The 16,972-nt window shown below is 62.0% G+C and carries 18 protein-coding genes; 14 read left to right on the top strand and 4 right to left on the bottom strand.

The window, feature by feature from the left end; translation table 11 throughout:
* Positions 1-13: 13 nt before the first annotated feature.
* Together PJ259_RS09050 and PJ259_RS09045 are read left to right on the top strand one after the other, a co-directional pair.
* On the top strand, positions 14-862 hold the full coding sequence (locus PJ259_RS09050) for a glycosyltransferase family 2 protein (protein ID WP_271655521.1): 849 nt from the start codon (positions 14-16) through the stop codon (positions 860-862).
* A gap of 44 nt (positions 863-906) precedes the next feature.
* Positions 907-2,262: an MFS transporter gene (locus tag PJ259_RS09045; RefSeq protein WP_271655520.1), complete on the top strand. Its 1,356-nt coding sequence runs from the start codon at positions 907-909 to the stop codon at positions 2,260-2,262.
* A gap of 39 nt (positions 2,263-2,301) precedes the next feature.
* Here the strand turns inward: PJ259_RS09045 and PJ259_RS09040 are convergent, their stop codons facing one another.
* From PJ259_RS09040 to flgA, 4 genes are all read right to left on the bottom strand, one after another.
* Entirely contained in the window at positions 2,302-3,036 is a 735-nt protein-coding gene (locus PJ259_RS09040; protein WP_271655519.1) for a flagellar brake protein, read from the bottom strand.
* Between the two features lie 91 nt (positions 3,037-3,127).
* On the bottom strand, positions 3,128-3,595 hold the full coding sequence (locus tag PJ259_RS09035) for a flagella synthesis protein FlgN (protein ID WP_059315615.1): 468 nt from the start codon (positions 3,593-3,595) through the stop codon (positions 3,128-3,130).
* Positions 3,596-3,655: 60 nt separating this feature from the next.
* Positions 3,656-3,964, bottom strand: coding sequence for a flagellar biosynthesis anti-sigma factor FlgM (gene flgM / locus PJ259_RS09030; protein WP_059315614.1), 309 nt, complete (start codon positions 3,962-3,964; stop codon positions 3,656-3,658).
* Positions 3,965-4,124: 160 nt separating this feature from the next.
* Positions 4,125-4,853, bottom strand: a complete 729-nt coding sequence (flgA, locus tag PJ259_RS09025; protein ID WP_442964893.1) for a flagellar basal body P-ring formation chaperone FlgA — start codon at positions 4,851-4,853, stop codon at positions 4,125-4,127.
* A gap of 98 nt (positions 4,854-4,951) precedes the next feature.
* On the opposite strand from flgA, the gene PJ259_RS09020 reads away from it, so the two are divergent.
* From PJ259_RS09020 to flgK, 12 genes are all read left to right on the top strand, one after another.
* Complete coding sequence (locus PJ259_RS09020) at positions 4,952-5,884, top strand: chemotaxis protein CheV (RefSeq protein WP_271655517.1); 933 nt, start codon at positions 4,952-4,954, stop codon at positions 5,882-5,884.
* Positions 5,885-5,926: 42 nt separating this feature from the next.
* Complete coding sequence (cheR, locus tag PJ259_RS09015) at positions 5,927-6,754, top strand: protein-glutamate O-methyltransferase CheR (RefSeq protein WP_026083954.1); 828 nt, start codon at positions 5,927-5,929, stop codon at positions 6,752-6,754.
* Between the two features lie 224 nt (positions 6,755-6,978).
* Entirely contained in the window at positions 6,979-7,401 is a 423-nt protein-coding gene (gene flgB / locus PJ259_RS09010) for a flagellar basal body rod protein FlgB (RefSeq protein WP_271655516.1), read from the top strand.
* A gap of 2 nt (positions 7,402-7,403) precedes the next feature.
* Positions 7,404-7,841, top strand: a complete 438-nt coding sequence (flgC, locus tag PJ259_RS09005; RefSeq protein ID WP_017642009.1) for a flagellar basal body rod protein FlgC — start codon at positions 7,404-7,406, stop codon at positions 7,839-7,841.
* A gap of 12 nt (positions 7,842-7,853) precedes the next feature.
* Positions 7,854-8,564, top strand: coding sequence for a flagellar hook assembly protein FlgD (flgD, locus tag PJ259_RS09000; RefSeq protein WP_059315610.1), 711 nt, complete (start codon positions 7,854-7,856; stop codon positions 8,562-8,564).
* A 26-nt stretch (positions 8,565-8,590) separates the two neighbouring features.
* On the top strand, positions 8,591-10,114 hold the full coding sequence (locus tag PJ259_RS08995) for a flagellar hook protein FlgE (RefSeq protein ID WP_271655515.1): 1,524 nt from the start codon (positions 8,591-8,593) through the stop codon (positions 10,112-10,114).
* A gap of 169 nt (positions 10,115-10,283) precedes the next feature.
* Positions 10,284-11,027, top strand: a complete 744-nt coding sequence (locus PJ259_RS08990) for a flagellar basal body rod protein FlgF (RefSeq protein ID WP_017642012.1) — start codon at positions 10,284-10,286, stop codon at positions 11,025-11,027.
* 46 nt (positions 11,028-11,073) lie between these two features.
* Entirely contained in the window at positions 11,074-11,859 is a 786-nt protein-coding gene (flgG, locus tag PJ259_RS08985; RefSeq protein WP_017642013.1) for a flagellar basal-body rod protein FlgG, read from the top strand.
* Positions 11,860-11,880: 21 nt separating this feature from the next.
* The gene (flgH, locus tag PJ259_RS08980) at positions 11,881-12,576 is read left to right on the top strand and encodes a flagellar basal body L-ring protein FlgH (RefSeq protein ID WP_059315608.1); all 696 of its coding nucleotides are present in this window, start codon (positions 11,881-11,883) and stop codon (positions 12,574-12,576) included.
* Positions 12,577-12,587: 11 nt separating this feature from the next.
* Positions 12,588-13,688, top strand: a complete 1,101-nt coding sequence (locus tag PJ259_RS08975; RefSeq protein ID WP_017642015.1) for a flagellar basal body P-ring protein FlgI — start codon at positions 12,588-12,590, stop codon at positions 13,686-13,688.
* Positions 13,689-13,700: 12 nt separating this feature from the next.
* Positions 13,701-14,918 carry a flagellar assembly peptidoglycan hydrolase FlgJ gene (flgJ, locus tag PJ259_RS08970; RefSeq protein WP_271655514.1) on the top strand — a complete coding sequence of 406 codons (1,218 nt, stop codon included), beginning with the start codon at positions 13,701-13,703 and terminating at the stop codon, positions 14,916-14,918.
* Between the two features lie 8 nt (positions 14,919-14,926).
* Positions 14,927-16,966, top strand: a complete 2,040-nt coding sequence (flgK, locus tag PJ259_RS08965; RefSeq protein WP_271655513.1) for a flagellar hook-associated protein FlgK — start codon at positions 14,927-14,929, stop codon at positions 16,964-16,966.
* Positions 16,967-16,972: the final 6 nt, after the last annotated feature.

Raw genomic sequence — 16,972 nt, 5'->3', positions numbered from 1 at the left:
ATCTGGAGGACCTATGACTACTGCAATTCCCGCCACCGAGCGTGCCCTCTGGCAGGTACCCAGCTATTCGACGACCTTCTGGAATGGTCGCAGCCGTCCGCATTGCGTGGTGATTCCGGTCATCAACGAAGGCGAGCGGATCCTCAATCTCCTGCGGCGCATGGCGGCGGTGAAGATCGCCGACATCGCCGATGTCATCATCGTCGACGGTGGCAGCACCGATGGCTCGCTGGAGCCGCAACGGTTGCAGGAACTGGGCGTCCGCGGGCTGCTGGTCAAGACCGCGCCAGGCAAGCTCAGCGCCCAGCTGCGCTGCGCCTATGCCTTCGTGCTCGATGAGGGTTATACCGGCATCGTGACCATCGACGGCAACGACAAGGATGATCCCGATGCCATCCCGCGCTTCATCGAGGCCATCGAGCAGGGCTACGACTTCGTCCAGGCCTCGCGCTTTCTGGCCGGTGGCGTGGCCGAGAACACGCCCAAGTCCCGCGACTTCGCCATCCGCTTCATCCACGCGCCCATGCTGAGCCTGGCGTCCGGCTTCCACTGGACCGATACCACCCAGGGATTCCGCGCCTACAGCCGGGCCATGCTGCTGGATCCGCGTGTCGCGCCGTTCCGCGATGAGTTCAGCACCTACGAGTTGTTGGCCTATCTTTCCTATCGGGTACCCAAATTGGGTTATCGCTGCGTGGAACTCCCTACCGTGCGGCGCTATCCGAAGGGCGAGGTACCCACCAAGATCAGCAGCGTCAGAGGTAATCTGTCGGTGCTGCAGGTACTGATGAAGGCCTGTGCAGGCCACTACAACCCACGCCTGGGCGCGGATGCCCAGCTGGCAGCGCAACGACGAAGCTGATCCCGTCGCGCTTGCCTGATGTGCAAGAGACGATGGAGTAGGCAATGGTGCGTGTGCTGTCGGCGTTTCGCGGGCTCTATTTCGCGACGCTGTTGATGTTGATCGGAACGGGTCTGCTGAGTACCTATCTGGGGCTGCGGCTGGCTGCCGATCAGGTCCAAGGGCTTTGGGTAGGCGCTTTGACCGCCGCCTATTACGCGGGGCTGGTGATAGGCGGCAAGCTCGGGCACCGGCTGATCGCCAAGGTCGGCCATATCCGGGCCTATGTGACCTGCGCAGGTGTTGTCGGCGCCGCGGTGCTGGGCATAGGGCTGTTGCCCTGGCTGCCCGTGTGGCTGGCGCTGAGGGTGCTCATCGGCATGGGCATGATGTGCCAGTACATGGTGCTGGAGAGCTGGCTCAATGAGCAGGCCGGGCCCGGCGAGCGGGGCAAGGTTTTTTCCGGCTACATGACAGCTTCCTATCTCGGCTTGGCGCTGGGGCAGGTGGTACTGGTGGTCTCGCCCGATCTCGGCGTCGACAAGCTGATGCTGGTCGCCATCTGCTATGCGCTCTGTCTGGTGCCGGTGGCGGTCACCGGCAAGATCCACCCGGCGCCGCTCAAGCCGGCGCCACTGGAACCGACCTTCTTCATCCAGCGAATTCCGCAGTCCTTGACCACCACCCTGGTAGCCGGATTGGTGATCGGCTCCTTCTATGGCCTGGCCCCGCTCTATGCCAGCGCCCAGGGACTGCCCACCGAACGCATCGGTCTGTTCATGGCGTGCTGCATCTTCGCCGGTCTGATCGCTCAGTGGCCGATCGGTTGGCTGTCGGATCGTCATGATCGCAGCTGGCTGATTCGAGGTATCGCTATCGCCCTGACCATCGCGGCCTTGCCATTGGCCGTACTGCCTAAGGTGCCGCCGATAGTGTTGCTACCTCTGGGCCTTATCGTCAGTCTGCTGCAATTCGTGCTCTATCCCCTGGCGGTAGCGCTCTCCAACGATCACATCGAAGGTGAGCGGCGGGTTTCACTGAGCGCCATGCTGCTGGTGACCTTCGGCGTCGGTGCCTGTATCGGGCCACTTTTGGTGGGCGGCTTGATGAATCTGGTCGGACCCAACATGCTCTATGCCTTCGTCGTACTCTGCGGCGGGATTTTGATCTGGCGGATCCGTCCGAATGCAGTTACCGGTAAGCATCTGGTCGAGGAGGCGCCGCTGAGCCACGTGCCCATGCCCGAGGGATCGACCAGCTCGCCCCTGGTGGCCGCGCTGGATCCACGGGTCGATAGCCAGGTGGTGCATGACCAGATGCACACTGAGCCGGTCGTAGAGGAGGAGCCTGCCGAGGAGGGGGCGCCTTTGCAGGAAGAGATCGAGTTCCCGGAGAACCCGCCTGAATCCAAGGCGACCTGAGAGGTGGGGGGCGTCCAGCAGTCCTGGGCGCCCGGCTGGTCATTCGAACCGGCGGTTCTCTCGCTGCAGCTGGTAGACGAGGCGTTCGATCTGGCGTTGAGCGGCGCCGCCCAGATTGTGGAAGCTGACGCCGACCTCGCTGTGTTCCATGCGCTCCGTGCAGGCCACATGGCGAATATTTATCGGGGTGTTGATGGCTCCGATTGGCAGTTCGGCGGTAAAGCTCTGTACCAGTTGCCCCGGTTGCAGCAGGTGGGTGACGTTGCCAGGAAAACGCAGCTTGCAGCCGGTAGCTGACAGGTCGATCAACTGGCCACGTAGCTGTACTTGGCTGTTTATCTGACTCAGTTCTGCCGTGGCCGGCTGGGTCAGGAGCAGCTTGACCCGATAGGCATTGCGCCGCTGGTGGTAGGTCAGTTCGCTGGGCAGCTCGACCCAGTAGCAGCGGTTGCCGTCGAGCTCGCTGAATTGCACGGGGCGATCGATCTGCCAGGTCACCCGAATGCCTTCATGAAAGCTGTCCACGCGAAAGGGCCTACCTTGCTCGAGCAGTCGCTCCGCCTCGCGCGGAATGAATTCGTCCAAGGCGATCAGGCCCTTGGTCTCGTCGATCTCGACGACGAAACTCTGGAATTGCTGATCCTGTCGGCTGAACGTGATCCGCAGCGGGATGTGCTGCTGTTGCGCAGGCCGCAAGCACGCCAGGATTTCTCCTTTGGAACGGTACACCTGGGGTGGCTGGGGGGCGTTTTGGCTAGCAGAGGCACCTTGCACCTGAGAACTCCTGTAGACAGCGGTCAGCAAGCATAATGGCTAACGGCCATCTGTACAGCGGAAAACGCCAGTGCGGGAAAAACGACGGTGATCAAGCCGAACTCAGCGGGCGCTGATAACCGCCACCGGTCTGGCTGCCGCGCCGATTGTACAAAGTGGGAGCCGAAGTGCCCTGCAGCACGTTGAGCAGTTTGCCGACCACGAAGCGATTGGCCTGGATGATCTGGCCATTACGCACGTTGCGGATCTTGCACTGCTCCATGAGCTGCGCGAGCTGGTTGGAAGCCGCCAGTAGCTCTTCCCCATCGGGCTGTCTGGACGCATAGGCCTGCAGCCCCTGCAGATCGACCTGCAGGCCATGGGCCTGGAGCAGGGCGGTACGCTGCTGGGCATGCTGATCGAGCTGCTTGAGCAGGATCTGCTTGGTGTCCAGCAGCGACTCCAGCCGTTCGAGCTGACGCTCGCTCAGGGCCTGGAATTCCTGCTCGATCAAAGCCAGCAGTTGCTCGCTCAGGTCGATGTCGTGGCGAGTGATGTCGAGCAAGGTAGCATTGGGCATGGCGCGTTTTCCGTTCGAACCTTAGTTGCGATCGTCAGGAAGGCCATGCCGAACCGGGCGTCAGGACTCGAACGCCATCAGCTTGTCGGCCACCTTCTGGCTGTCGACCTTGTAGGAGCCATCGGCGATGGCCTGTTTCAGGCGGCTGACCTTGTCGCTGTCGACCACCGGCAGATCCTTGAGCCCAGCCGTCAGGGAGCTCAGTTGCTTGGCTTCGGCGCTCAAGCTGACCGACTCGCCGGAGGCGGTGCTCTTGGTAGCCTTGACGTCGCTGGTTTGAGCCGTGGACACATCCTTGGTGGACGCGGCCTTGGTATTGCCTATGCCCGCAGTAGAGGACGAATTCAGGCGATTGATATCTAGAGCCATGAGTGGAGATCCTCGTGTCGTCTCGTTCGCATACCCGGCTTATCGGCGTACCCCGCCGAAACTTTAGCCGTAGACCTGTGCGCCGGTTCACATCCTTCGACAGGATGGGGCGCAGAGGTTCAGGATGCTGACGCTCAAGGTACTCCTTTTGACTCCTCCGCTAAAGCGCTACCTCCACCTGTCCCTGATCGACCACCCGACCGCGAATCACCCGGTTGGAGCTCAGATTCCGTACCCGAATCTCTTCGTCCTTGGCGCCATTGGACAGGGCTTCACCCTGCATGCGAATACTGAAGGAGGCGCTGCGGGCATTGATGACCACCTGTTCGCCCTTGCGAATGAGTTCGGCCTGCTCGATAAAGGAGGGCGCCAGCACCTGCTCGCTGACCACCTGACGTTTCAGCTGGGTCCCGATTACCTGTTCCAGGCTGGTGAGGTAGCCCTGTGTCAGCGTCCCGACGTCCCGTTCGACCAGGGCTACGTTGCTCGTGTCCAGCACCGTGCCGCGTAGAAGGGGCTGCAAGGTGACGACTACGGGGCGATAGAGCTTGATCTGGGCTGGCACGAACACCGTCCAGGGGCTGCTGCCTTCACACCGTACCTTGACGTTGATCCGGCCCACCGGCGCAGGAGTGCCCTGTTGCGACAGCGTCAGAGGTTTGTCGCAGGCGGCGAGGCGCAGGCGGGGATCAAGGGAGTTGATCTGGGTTTCATGGCGGGCGTCGGAATGGGTGTCCAGTAAATATTCCTGCACGCGCTCCTCAAGAAAACTTTCGACAGCGCCGATAAGTTCGTCAGATGAGGTGTAGTCGCCTTCTGCATAGGCCTTTCCGCCCAGGCATGCCAGGATCAACATGAGATTCGCAGCCCAGCGGCAAGAGGTTTTCATAGGTCGGAAACACGTCGCTTCGATCTTCATGAGTCACATCTAAGCAAGCCCTGTGCCGAGTTTTCCAACCGGTCCGAGGCAACGAGAGGAGTCGCCAAATGGCTGGTGTATTGGACGCAGTCAACCAACGTACCCAACTGGTGGGCCAGAACCGTCTGGAGCTACTGCTGTTCCGCCTGGACGGCTCGCAGCTCTACGGTATCAACGTCTTCAAGGTGAAGGAGGTGCTGCAGTGCCCCAAGCTCACCGTGATGCCGAAATCGAGCCCGGTGGTGCGCGGCGTGGCCAGCATCCGTGGCGGCACCTTCCCCATCATCGACCTGGCCATGGCCACCGGTCGTCGTGGCCTGGAAGACATCAACAACTGCTTCGTGATCATCACCGAGTACAACACCAAGGTGCAGGGCTTCCTGGTGCGTTCGGTGGAGCGGATCGTCAACATGAACTGGGAAGGCATCAATCCGCCGCCCAAGGGCACCGGCCGTGATCACTACCTGACCGCCGTCACCCGGGTCGACAATCAGCTCGTCGAGATCATCGACGTGGAAAAGATCCTTTCCGAGGTGGCACCGTCCGTCGAGACCGTATCGGCCGGCGTGATTAGCGACGTGGTACAGGCCAAGGCCATCACCAAGCGGGTATTGATCGTCGACGACTCCTCGGTGGCGCGCAAGCAGGTGAGTCGCTGCCTGGAAACCGTCGGGGTAGAGGTGATCTCGCTCAATGACGGTCGTCAGGCGCTGAATTACCTGCAGGGTATGGTCGACGAAGGCAAGCGTCCGGAAGAGGAGCTGCTGATGATCATTTCCGACATCGAGATGCCGGAAATGGATGGCTACACCCTCACGGCGGAAATCCGTCATGATCCGCGAATGCAGAAAGTGCATATACTGCTGCATACCTCCTTGTCCGGCGTCTTCAACCAGGCGATGGTCAAGAAGGTCGGCGCGGACGACTTCCTGGCCAAGTTCCGTCCCGATGATCTTGCCTCCCGGGTAGCCGAGCGCATCAATGCGGTCGACAGTCACTAGGTGAAGGCGTCTCTATCCCGGTATCCAGAAGGCGGAGCGGCAGTGTCAGCAGTCAACGCGGATTTTGTGCTTTTTCGTGATTTCCTCGAGAAATCCAGCGGGATCCTGCTCGGTGACAACAAGCAGTACCTTGTCTCCAGTCGGCTCAACAAGCTGATGGAGACCGAGGGGATCAAGACGTTGTCGGAGTTGGTGCAGCGCATCCAGATGCAGCCCCGTGGCGGCTTGCGGGAAAAGGTCATCGATGCGATGACGACCAACGAAACCCTCTGGTTTCGCGACACCTATCCCTTCGAGGTACTCAAGAACCGCCTCTTGCCGGAGTTGACGAAGAATACCTTCGGCCAGCGCCTGCGGGTCTGGTCGGCGGCCTGCTCCTCGGGGCAGGAGCCCTATTCGCTGTCCATGACCATGGACGAATTCGAGCGCAGCGCGGCAGGGCAGGGGCGTGGCGGTATGCAGATCGTGGCGACCGATCTCTCGGGCGCCATTCTCACTGCGGCGAAGTCCGGTGAATACGATTCGCTGGCGATTGGTCGCGGTCTGTCCCAGGAACGCCTGCAGCGCTACTTCGACGTGTTGCAGCCAAATCGTTGGGCGGTCAAGCCGGCGATTCGCAGTCGGATCGAATTTCGCGCTCTGAATCTATTGGACAGCTACGCCAGCCTCGGCAAGTTCGACATGGTGTTCTGCCGCAACGTGCTGATCTACTTCTCCGCTGACGTGAAGAAGGACATCCTCACCCGCATCCATGCCACCCTCAAGCCGGGCGGCTATCTGTTCCTGGGTGCGTCCGAAGCCCTCAACGGCTTGCCGGATCTCTATCAGATGGTGCAGTGCAATCCGGGCATCATCTACAAGGCCAAGTAGGCCATTGTATGGACATCCCCAAGGGCAGACCCAGGTCTGCCCTTTCTTTTTGCGCCAAAGTTTTGCCGCCCTGGCTCCCGTAGCCGGCAACGGCGGCGGAAAAACCTTGCCGCTTGCGGCCATTCTGACTGCCGCTCTGAATGGAACCCTTGATTTAGAAGGGTTTTAGAGACTGGCACGGGCCTTGCTAAATCGCTTGCAAGCCACGTCAAAGGTCTCTCGACATGAGCATCAGTTTCGACAAAGCACTCGGGTTGCACGAGCAGGCGCTGAACTTCCGTTCTCAGCGCGCCGAGGTGTTGGGCAACAACATCGCCAATGCCGATACCCCAGGCTACAAGGCGCGGGATCTGGACTTCAGTGCTGTGCTGGCGGAGCAGGCGGCCAAGAATGCCTCCGGGGCTTCCGGACACTATCAGCTGGAAACCACCAACAGCCGCCATATCGCCGCCGAGGGTTTCGACATGGGCATGGGTGATGCCGCGCTGAAATATCGTATCCCTACCCAGCCGTCGGTGGACCAGAACACCGTGGATGCCCAGGTCGAGCAGGCCAACTACGCCGAGAACGCGATGAATTTCCAGGCCAGCTTCACCCTGCTCAATAGCAAGTTCAAGGGGCTGATGTCGGCCCTGCGCGGAGAATAGCCATGTCCCTGAGTTCGCTGTTCAACATCGCCGGTAGCGGGATGAGCGCCCAGAACGTTCGCCTCAACACCGTGGCCAGCAACATGGCCAACGCCGACTCCGTCTCCTCCAGCGTCGACCAGACCTACAAGGCGCGGCATCCGGTGTTCGCTGCCCAGTTCAACGCGGCCCAGGGCGGTGCTTCGCTGTTCGACGACCAGGGCCAGGCCGGTGTCGGGGTAGAGGTCAAGGGTATCGTCGAGGATCCGAGCGAGGTGCAGAAGCGCTACGAGCCCAATCATCCCATGGCGGACAAGGAAGGCTACGTCTATTACCCCAATGTGAACGTAGTGGAGGAGATGGCCGACATGATTTCGGCCAGTCGCGCCTTCCAGACCAACGCGGAAATGATGAATACCGCTAAACAGATGATGCAGAAGGTACTGACCCTCGGTCAGTAAGGAATCGGCGCCATGGCCATCAGTACGACCAACTCCACCGCTCAATCGGTACTCGACAAGTACTCGATCAACAAGACAGGCACTACCGCTGAGACGACTGCCAGCGACGGCAAGAAGGGCGGCAAGCTCGGCAAGGACGAGTTCCTCAAGCTGATGGTCGCCCAGATGAACAACCAGAATCCGCTGGAGCCCCAGGGCAACGGCGAATTCATCGCCCAGCTGGCGCAGTTCAGTACCGTCGAGGGCATCACCAACCTCAACACCAGCGTCGGCTCGATCCTCTCCGGTAGTCAGTCCTCCCAAGCACTGCAGGCTTCTACCCTGGTCGGCCGCAAGGTGATCGTCGATAGCGACAAGGTCAAGGTGGATACCAGCGAGGACTTCAAGGGCGCGCTCAACCTGACGGCGTCCAGCCCGAACGTCTGGGTCAACGTCTATGACACCACTGGCAACCAGGTGAACCGCTTGAATCTGGGGCAGCAAACCAGTGGTCTGGTGAACTTCACCTGGGACGGTACCGATGCCAGCGGCAAGAAGCTGGATGCCGGTACTTATCGCTTCGAGGCCCAGGCCAGTGTGGATGGCAAGACCGAGGCCATGAAAACCAGTTTGCCGGCCAATGTCGACAGCGTGACGCTGGGGCAGAACGGCGGCGAAATGACACTCAACCTTGCCGGCGTCGGCAGCATCGGTATCTCCAAAGTCCAGGCGGTCGGCCAGTAAGGCGCGGCACACAAGAGGAATCCAGCATGTCTTTCAATATCGGTTTGAGCGGCATCAAGGCCGCGTCCAGTGACCTCAACATCACCGGCAACAACATCGCCAACGCCAGCACCGTCGGCTTCAAGCAGTCACGGGCGGAGTTCCAGGATCTCTATGCGGCCTCCGTACTGGGCACTGGCAAGAATGCCCAAGGTAGCGGTGTGCTGCTGGGCAACGTTGGGCAACTGTTCAACCAGGGCACCATCGACTCCACCCAGAATGCCCTGGACATGGGCATCAATGGCAACGGCTTCTTCATGACCAGCAACAACGGCGCCGTCCAGTACACCCGGGCAGGTTACTTCGGTACCGACAAGAACGGTTTCATCGTCGATAACAATGGCTACAAGCTGCAGGGCTACACCACCAATGCGCAGGGGCTGCTGCAGCCCGGCGTGCGCAGCGACCTGCGTGTCGAGACTGCCAGCCAGGCACCCAAGTCCACTACCCAGATCGCTCAGCAGTTCAACCTGAACTCGACCAGTACGCCGCCGACGCTGACGCCTTTCGATCCCTCGGATCCGAAGACCTACAACTCCTCGACCTCGCTGAACATCTATGACAGCCAGGGCAACTCGCACGTCATGTCGCAATACTTCGTCAAGGCGCCGGCGCCGGCGACCAACCAGTGGTCCATGCAGGTGCTGATCGACGGGCGCAACCCGCTGGATCCCGGTATTGCCACCAAGACCGCCAACACCGCAGCCGGGGTTGCCGGTGCCACGGCCAACAGTGTCGCCAATGCGGTCAACAACATGTCCGGGGCAACGCCCCAGGTGAAGAACATCGCCAACAACGCTGCCGCGGCGGCTGGCGCGACACCGGCGTCGGTAGCTGCGGCCGTGGCCGCCTACGGTACCCAGCCGCAGAGCTTTGGCGTGACCTTCGATGCTGCTGGCAAGCTGAGCAGCGTGACCTCGTCTTCGTCGGGAGTCTCGGTCGATCCGAAGACCAACATCATCACCTTCGCCGCCGATCCCACCGGTTCGAGCGGCAGTGGCTGGATCCCGGCGATCTCCGATGGCGGCAACCCGGCCAACTACAGCTGGAACGGTGCCCTGGGCAATACTGGCGGTTTCACCTTCGATCCGCGGGGCTCGACGCAATTCTCCACTGCCTTCGCGGTGAACAGCGTCAATCAGGACGGTTACACCACTGGCCAGCTATCCGGCCTGGAAATCGACGATACCGGCCAGATCTTCGCTCGCTACACCAATGGTCAGTCCAAGGTGCAGGGACAGGTGATCCTGGCCAACTTCGCCAACGTCCAGGGTTTGACGCCCATGGGCAAGACCTCCTGGACCGAGTCTGCGGAGTCCGGTCAGCCGGTAGTGGGAACGCCCCGAGCCGGGACCCTCGGTTCGCTGCAGTCCGGTGCCCTGGAGGCGTCCAACGTGGATATCTCCACCGAGCTGGTCGACATGATCGTGGCGCAGCGCAACTACCAGGCCAACGCCAAGACCATCGAGACCGAGAACGCCATTACCCAGACCATCATCAACCTGCGTTGATGTCGTTTCTCTGACGGCTTGCCGCTTCGGCGTCAGGAAAAGCCTCCCTCGGGAGGCTTTTCTATTTTCAGGCTACTGATTTTAAAGGGTTTTAAGTTTTTGGAACGGGGCTTGCTAAAGAACCTCCGAACGCAAGCTTGGCGGCAATCTGCCGCCGTCGGAGGATCAGATGGACAAGCTGCTGTACGTCGCCATGACCGGCGCCAGCCAGAACGAGATGGCCCAGCGCGCCCACGCCAACAACCTGGCCAACGTCTCGACTTCGGGATTCCGCAAGGATCTCGAACAGGCGCGCTCGATGCAGGTGTTCGGCGAGACCATGCCGTCGCGCGTCTACTCCATGAGTGAGCGGCCGGCGACGGACTTCACCCCTGGCGCGCTGCAGGAGACGGGCCGTGACCTGGACGTGGCCATCCAGGGGCCGGGCTTCGTCGCGGTCCAGGATCCCTCCGGCAAGGAGGCCTATGTGCGCACCTCCAGCCTGCAGATCGACCCCCTTGGCATGCTGCGGACCGGCAGCGGTTTGCCGGTGCTCGGCAATGGCGGTCCCATCGCCGTGCCGCCCGCTTCCAAAGTGGAAATCGGTCAGGACGGCAGCATCACCGTGCGCGGCTCCGGTCAGGCGGCCAACGCCCTGGCCCAGGTCGATCGCATCAAGCTGGTCAACCCCGATACCAAGCAGATGGAAAAGGGGCTCGATGGCCTGCTGCACATGAAGCAGGGGCAGGCGGCGCCGCCCATGGATGCCAACGTCTCCCTGGTCTCCGGCTTCGTTGAGTCAAGCAACGTCAATGCGGCGGAGGAGATGACCTCGATCCTGTCGCTGTCCCGCCAGTTCGAGCTGCAGGTAAAGATGATGCGCAGCGCGGAAGACAACGACGCGGCGATGGCAAAGGTTTTGCAATTCTCCTGATAACGGCTAGCGCCGACGTAAAACCGGCACTTCGAGGAATACCAGCATGATGTCGTCACTGTGGGTCGCCAAGACCGGTCTGTCCGCCCAGGACATGAACCTCACCACCATCTCCAACAACCTGGCCAACGTGTCCACCACGGGCTTCAAGCGCGACCGCGCCGAATTCCAGGACCTGCTGTACCAGATCCGCCGTCAGCCCGGTGCCCAGTCCACCCAGGACAACCAGCTTCCCTCCGGTCTGCAGCTGGGTACCGGTGTGCGCATCGTCGGCACCCAGAAGAACTTCACCGAGGGTTCGCTGCAGACCACCGACCAGCCGCTGGACATGGCTGTCAACGGCGATGGCTTCTTCCAGGTGACCATGCCCGACGGGACCATCAACTACACCCGTGACGGCACCTTTCACCTCAATGCCGATGGCCAGTTGGTCACCGCCAATGGCTTCGCCCTGCAGCCTGCCATCGTGCTGCCTGCCGATACCAAGACCTTCACCGTCGGCGAAGACGGCACCGTGTCGGTCACCACCGCCGGCCAGGCCGCGCCGCAGGTCATAGGCAACCTGCAGATCGCCCAGTTCGTCAACCCGGGCGGCCTCCAGGCCGTGGGCCAGAACCTGTTCAGCGAGACCGCGTCCAGCGGCGCGCCTCAGGTCGGTACCCCAGGCTTGAACGGCCTTGGCACCGTGCTGCAGAGCACCCTGGAAAACTCCAACGTGAGCACGGTCGAGGAGCTGGTGAACATGATCACCACCCAGCGCGCCTACGAGATGAACTCCAAGGTCATTTCCACCGCCGATCAGATGCTCGGCTTCGTTACCCAGCAGCTCTAATCCCCTGTGAGGACGCGCTCCATGAAACCTCTATTCGCCGTCGCCCCGCTCCTGGGAGCGCTCGTACTCGCAGGATGCGTAGCCCCGGCCGCCAAGCCGGACGATCCCTACTACGCCCCGGTGCTGCCGCGTACCCCGGTGCCAGCCGCACAGAACAACGGCGCCATCTTCCAGTCGGGGTTCGAGCAGAATCTCTATACCGACCGCAAGGCTTTCCGCATCGGCGACATCATCACCATTACCTTGCAGGAGCGGACCCAGGCCAGCAAGAACGCCAGTTCCGACATCGCGAAGAACACCAAGGCGACCCTTGGGCTGACTTCGCTGTTTGGCGCCAAGCCGAAGATTCCCAATCCGCTGGCCGATGGCGACTTGAGTCTGGATGCCGGTTTCTCCGGTAACCGCTCCAACACCGGCAAGTCCACGGCGGCCCAGGGCAACAGCCTGTCCGGTTCGCTGACCGTGACCATCGCCGAAGTGCTGCCCAATGGCATCCTGGTAGTGCGTGGCGAGAAGTGGTTGACCCTCAACACCGGCAACGAACTCATGCGCATCCAGGGCATGGTCCGCGCCGACGACATCGCCACCGACAACACCGTGTCCTCTACCCGCGTAGCCGATGCACGTATCACCTATTCGGGCACCGGCGCCTTCGCCGATGCCAGTCAGCCGGGCTGGCTGAGCCAGCTCTTCGGCAGCCCCTTGATGCCCTTCTGAGGATAAGCGCCATGTTCAAGAGCCTCATCGCCGCTGCCGCCCTGGCCCTGGTCATGCCCCTGGCCCAGGCGGATCGTCTGAAGGACATCGCCAGCATCCAGGGCGTGCGGACCAACCAGCTGATCGGCTACGGCCTGGTAGTGGGGCTGCCCGGTACCGGTGACCAGACCACCCAGACGCCCTTCACCGTGCAGACCTTCAACAACATGCTGGCGCAGTTCGGCATCAAGGTGCCGCCGGGCACCACGGCGCAGCTGAAGAACGTCGCGGCGGTATCTATCCATGCTGATCTGCCGGCCTTTTCCAAGCCCGGCCAGACCATCGACATCACGGTGTCTTCCATCGGCAACTCCAAGAGCCTGAGAGGCGGCAGCCTGCTTCTCTCGCCGCTCAAGGGTATCGATGGCCAGATCTACGCCATCGCCCAGGGCAACCTGGTGGTCGGGGGTTTTGACGCCGAAGGCCGCGACGGTTCGAAGATCACCGTCAACGTTCCGTCGTCCGGGCGCATTCCCAATGGGGCCACTGTCGAGCGACCGGTGCCGAGTGGCTTCGACCAGGGCAACAGCATCACGCTGGACCTGAATCGCAGCGACTTCACCACCGCCAAACGCATCGTTGACAAGATCAACGAAACACTTGGCGCGGGTGTTGCATCAGCTGTTGATGCCGGATCGATTCGCGTCACGGCGCCGGTGGATCCCAGCCAGCGCGTCGACTACATCTCGATCCTGGAGAACATGGAGGTGGATCCGGGGCAGGCGGTGGCCAAGGTCATCGTCAACTCCCGCACCGGGACCATCGTCATCGGCCAGAACGTCAAGGTCTCGCCAGCGGCGGTGACCCAGGGCAGCCTGACCGTGACCATCAGCGAGGACCCGCAGGTAAGCCAGCCCAATCCCTTGTCGGGTGGGCAGACGGTGGTGACGCCCCAGTCGACCGTCAAGGCCAAGCAGGAGGCCAAGCCGATGTTCAAGTTCGGTCCGGGCACCACGTTGGACGAAATCGTGAGAGCGGTGAATCAGGTGGGCGCGGCGCCCAGCGACCTGGTGGCCATTCTCGAAGCGTTGAAACAGGCCGGCGCCTTGCAGGCCGATCTGATCGTAATCTAAGGAGAGCGGGCGATGGAATCTCGTCTGGGTGGCAACTACGGCAACGTCAAGGATTCGGGGGCCTTCACCGACCTGAATCGGTTGGCCCAGATGAAGGGTAAGGATCGTGACAGCGCGGAAAACGTCAAGAAAGTCGCGGGCGAATTCGAGTCGCTGTTCCTGAACCAGATGCTCAAGTCCATGCGCAGCGCCAACCAGGCGCTGGCGGACAAGGACAGCCCCTTTTCCAGCGAGACCACCAAGCAGTACCAGGACATGTACGACCAGCAGTTGGCCGTCTCCCTGTCCCGGGATGGCGGCGGTATCGGCCTGGCCAATGTCCTGGAGCGTCAGCTGAGCAAGACCGCCCAGCCGTCGGCCCGCCCCAATCCCTTCGCTCAGGTTGGCCAGGCGGCGCCCACCGACGGCCAGCTGGCCGCTGGCCGCAATGCCAAGCTCAACGACGTGGCGAGCCATGGCCTCAAGCCGGCGAATGCCGTCGCCGCCGGGCGCGACGATTCCAGCGCGCTCAATTCGCGCCGGCTTGCCTTGCCCGGGCGACTGGCCGAGCGTACCGCCGCCAACATTTCCGGCGCGGCTGAGCAGGGCGCTGCCCTCAAGCAGAGCTTCCAGGAAGTCGCGGCCGCTCAGAGCGCCTGGCGCCAGCAGGCTACGCCGCCAACCGGCAAGCCGGCCGCTTCGACCGAGGCCGTCGCCAGCGTGGACAGCACTGCCGCTACCGGCAAGACCCGTTTCCGTACCCGTCAGGAGTTCGTCGACACCATGATGCCCATGGCCGAGGCCGCGGCAAAGCGCCTGGGCGTGGATCCCAAGTACCTGGTCGCCCAGGCGGCGCTGGAAACTGGTTGGGGCAAGCACATGGTCAAGCAGGCCGATGGCAGCAACAGCAACAACCTGTTCGGCATCAAGTCCCACGGCTGGGATGGCGGCAGCGCTCCCGCGGTGACCCAGGAGTTCGTCAACGGCAAGGCGGTGACCGAGACCGCGAAGTTTCGCACCTACGATTCCTTCGCCGACAGCTTTCACGACTACGTGAACTTCCTGCAGAGCAATGATCGCTACGACAAGGCGCTGTCCACCAACGGCAATTCCGAGCGCTTCATGCAGGGGTTGCAGCAGGCCGGTTATGCCACCGATCCGCAATACGCACGCAAGGTGATCCAGATCGCCCGCAACATGAACACCTATCAGACGGTCGCCTCCCTGGGCACCAGTCCGTCCCGCGGTTGAGGTGAGCCATGGCTGATCTACTTTCCATTGGTCTGTCGGGCCTGAGATCCACGCAGAACGCCCTGACCACTACCGGCCACAACATCGCCAACGTCAACACGCCTGGCTATTCGCGGCAGGAGGCCATCCAGCAGACCAACATCGCCCAGTTCAATGGAGCGGGCTATGTGGGCTCCGGCTCCCAGACGGTGGATGTGCGCCGTCTCGCCAGCGATTTCCTCACCAGTCAGGTCCGCACGGCCAACAGCCAGAACAGCGAGTTGCAGGCTTTCAAAAGCCAGATTTCCCAGCTCGACGGCCTGCTGTCCGACAACACGACCGGTATCACGCCGGCGATGCAGAAATTCTTCGCCACCCTGCAGACCGCCTCCCAGGATCCGTCCTCGGTCCCGGCGCGGGAGGCCGTGCTCGCCCAGGCGCAGGGCCTGAGCAAGTCCTTCAATACCCTGTACGACCAGATCGACAAGCAGAATAGCCAGATCAACGATCAGCTGTCGGCACTCACCGGCCAGATCAATTCCCTGGCAAAGAGCGTCGGCAGCCTGAACGATGCCATTGCCCGCTCCAAGGCGGCGGGCGCAGCGCCCAACGATCTGATCGATTCTCGCGACCAGGCCATCAAGCAGCTGTCCGGCATGGTCGGTCTGCAGGTGATCAGTCAGGACGATGGCTCGCTGAATCTCTTCGTGGGGACCGGTCAGCCACTGGTGGTCGGCAGCAACGTCTCGACCCTGGCCGCACAGCCGGGCAACGACGATCCGTCGCGCTATCAGGTCACCCTGACGGCGGGCAGTACCTCGCAGATCATCACTTCGCAGGTCAGGGGCGGTGAGATGGGGGGCCTGCTGTCCTACCGGGACACGGCGCTGGACCATGCCTTCAACAGCCTGGGTCAATTGGCGCTGACCCTGACCGATACCCTGAACAAGCAGCTGGGGCAAGGCCTGGACCTGGCGGGCAATGCCGGTTCGGCGCTGTTCAGCGACGTCAACGGTGGCCAGAGCACCGGCCTGCGGGTCATGGGGCGGTCGACCAACTTCGGCTCGGCTACCGCAACACTCAACATCACCGATACCGCCAAGCTCAATCCAAGCGACTACCGGCTGGATTTCGACGGCACCAATTTCAAGGCGCTGCGCATCAGCGACAGCACCAGCATTTCCGTAACCCGGAGCGGGACCGATCCGGTCACCCTGACCTTCGCCGATGCCAAGGGCACCGATCAGGGCTTCAAGGTGCAGTTCACCGCGTCCGAGTTGAACAAGGCCCAGGCGGGCGACGTCTTCAGCCTCCAACCCACTCGCCGCGGCGCGGCGCAGATGAGCGTGGATCTGAGCCAGTCCAGCCAACTGGGCTTCGCCGGAACCGCCAAGGCCGCCAGCACCACCAACAACCGCGGTACGGGGGCCATTACCCAGCCCGATCTCAAGAATGCGCCTTCGCCGGTCAGTACCGCTGACCTGGGACGGCTGTTTGGTAATGGCGGCATCAAGCTGAATTTCAGTGCTGCCGCCGGCAACCTGACCGGGACCCTGCCTACCGGTGCGAGCCTGAGTTACGTCTCGCCGTCCACTACCGGCCTGACCTCGGGCCAGACCAATACGCTACGGCTGCAATACACCGACCCGAACACGAACAACAGCTACAGCTACGACTTCAACGTCAGCGGCGTCCCGCAGGATGGTGACAGCTTCACCCTGGGCGCCAACAGTGGCGCTGTCTCGGACAACCGCAATGCCCTGAACCTGGTGGCCTTGCAGACCAAGACCACCATGGGCGGCTATGGCACCACCGGTACCACCTACAACAATGCCTACGGCGGCCTGGTGGAGCGGGTCGGTACCCTGACTGCCCAGGTGCGGGTGGATTCGGCCGCCAGCGAGACCGTGCTCAAGCAGTCGGAAGACAATCGCGATTCCCTGTCCGCGGTGAACCTGGATGAAGAGGCTGCCAAGCTCGTCCAGTTCCAGCAGTACTACGGCGCCTCGGCGCAGGTCATCAAGATCGCCCAGTCGCTGTTCGACACCTTGATCGGCGCCTTCAGATAAGGAACC

Origin of the sequence: Pseudomonas sp. JBR1, from assembly GCF_028198185.1 — a bacterium.
Lineage (GTDB): Bacteria > Pseudomonadota > Gammaproteobacteria > Pseudomonadales > Pseudomonadaceae > Chryseomonas > Chryseomonas oryzihabitans_E.
Note: the sequence above shows the minus strand (reverse complement) of the source record. Positions and strands in the feature narration are given on the sequence as shown.

Coding starts and splice junctions, on each gene's coding strand:
- PJ259_RS08990 (WP_017642012.1), top strand. CDS start 10,284: ATGGACAAGCTGCTGTACGTCGCCATGACCGGCGCCAGCCAGAACGAG.
- flgC (WP_017642009.1), top strand. CDS start 7,404: ATGTCCCTGAGTTCGCTGTTCAACATCGCCGGTAGCGGGATGAGCGCC.
- PJ259_RS08975 (WP_017642015.1), top strand. CDS start 12,588: ATGTTCAAGAGCCTCATCGCCGCTGCCGCCCTGGCCCTGGTCATGCCC.
- flgD (WP_059315610.1), top strand. CDS start 7,854: ATGGCCATCAGTACGACCAACTCCACCGCTCAATCGGTACTCGACAAG.
- flgH (WP_059315608.1), top strand. CDS start 11,881: ATGAAACCTCTATTCGCCGTCGCCCCGCTCCTGGGAGCGCTCGTACTC.
- flgK (WP_271655513.1), top strand. CDS start 14,927: ATGGCTGATCTACTTTCCATTGGTCTGTCGGGCCTGAGATCCACGCAG.
- flgB (WP_271655516.1), top strand. CDS start 6,979: ATGAGCATCAGTTTCGACAAAGCACTCGGGTTGCACGAGCAGGCGCTG.
- flgA (WP_442964893.1), bottom strand. CDS start 4,853: ATGAAAACCTCTTGCCGCTGGGCTGCGAATCTCATGTTGATCCTGGCA.
- flgM (WP_059315614.1), bottom strand. CDS start 3,964: ATGGCTCTAGATATCAATCGCCTGAATTCGTCCTCTACTGCGGGCATA.
- PJ259_RS08995 (WP_271655515.1), top strand. CDS start 8,591: ATGTCTTTCAATATCGGTTTGAGCGGCATCAAGGCCGCGTCCAGTGAC.
- PJ259_RS09045 (WP_271655520.1), top strand. CDS start 907: ATGGTGCGTGTGCTGTCGGCGTTTCGCGGGCTCTATTTCGCGACGCTG.
- PJ259_RS09050 (WP_271655521.1), top strand. CDS start 14: ATGACTACTGCAATTCCCGCCACCGAGCGTGCCCTCTGGCAGGTACCC.
- flgG (WP_017642013.1), top strand. CDS start 11,074: ATGATGTCGTCACTGTGGGTCGCCAAGACCGGTCTGTCCGCCCAGGAC.
- PJ259_RS09020 (WP_271655517.1), top strand. CDS start 4,952: ATGGCTGGTGTATTGGACGCAGTCAACCAACGTACCCAACTGGTGGGC.
- PJ259_RS09035 (WP_059315615.1), bottom strand. CDS start 3,595: ATGCCCAATGCTACCTTGCTCGACATCACTCGCCACGACATCGACCTG.
- flgJ (WP_271655514.1), top strand. CDS start 13,701: ATGGAATCTCGTCTGGGTGGCAACTACGGCAACGTCAAGGATTCGGGG.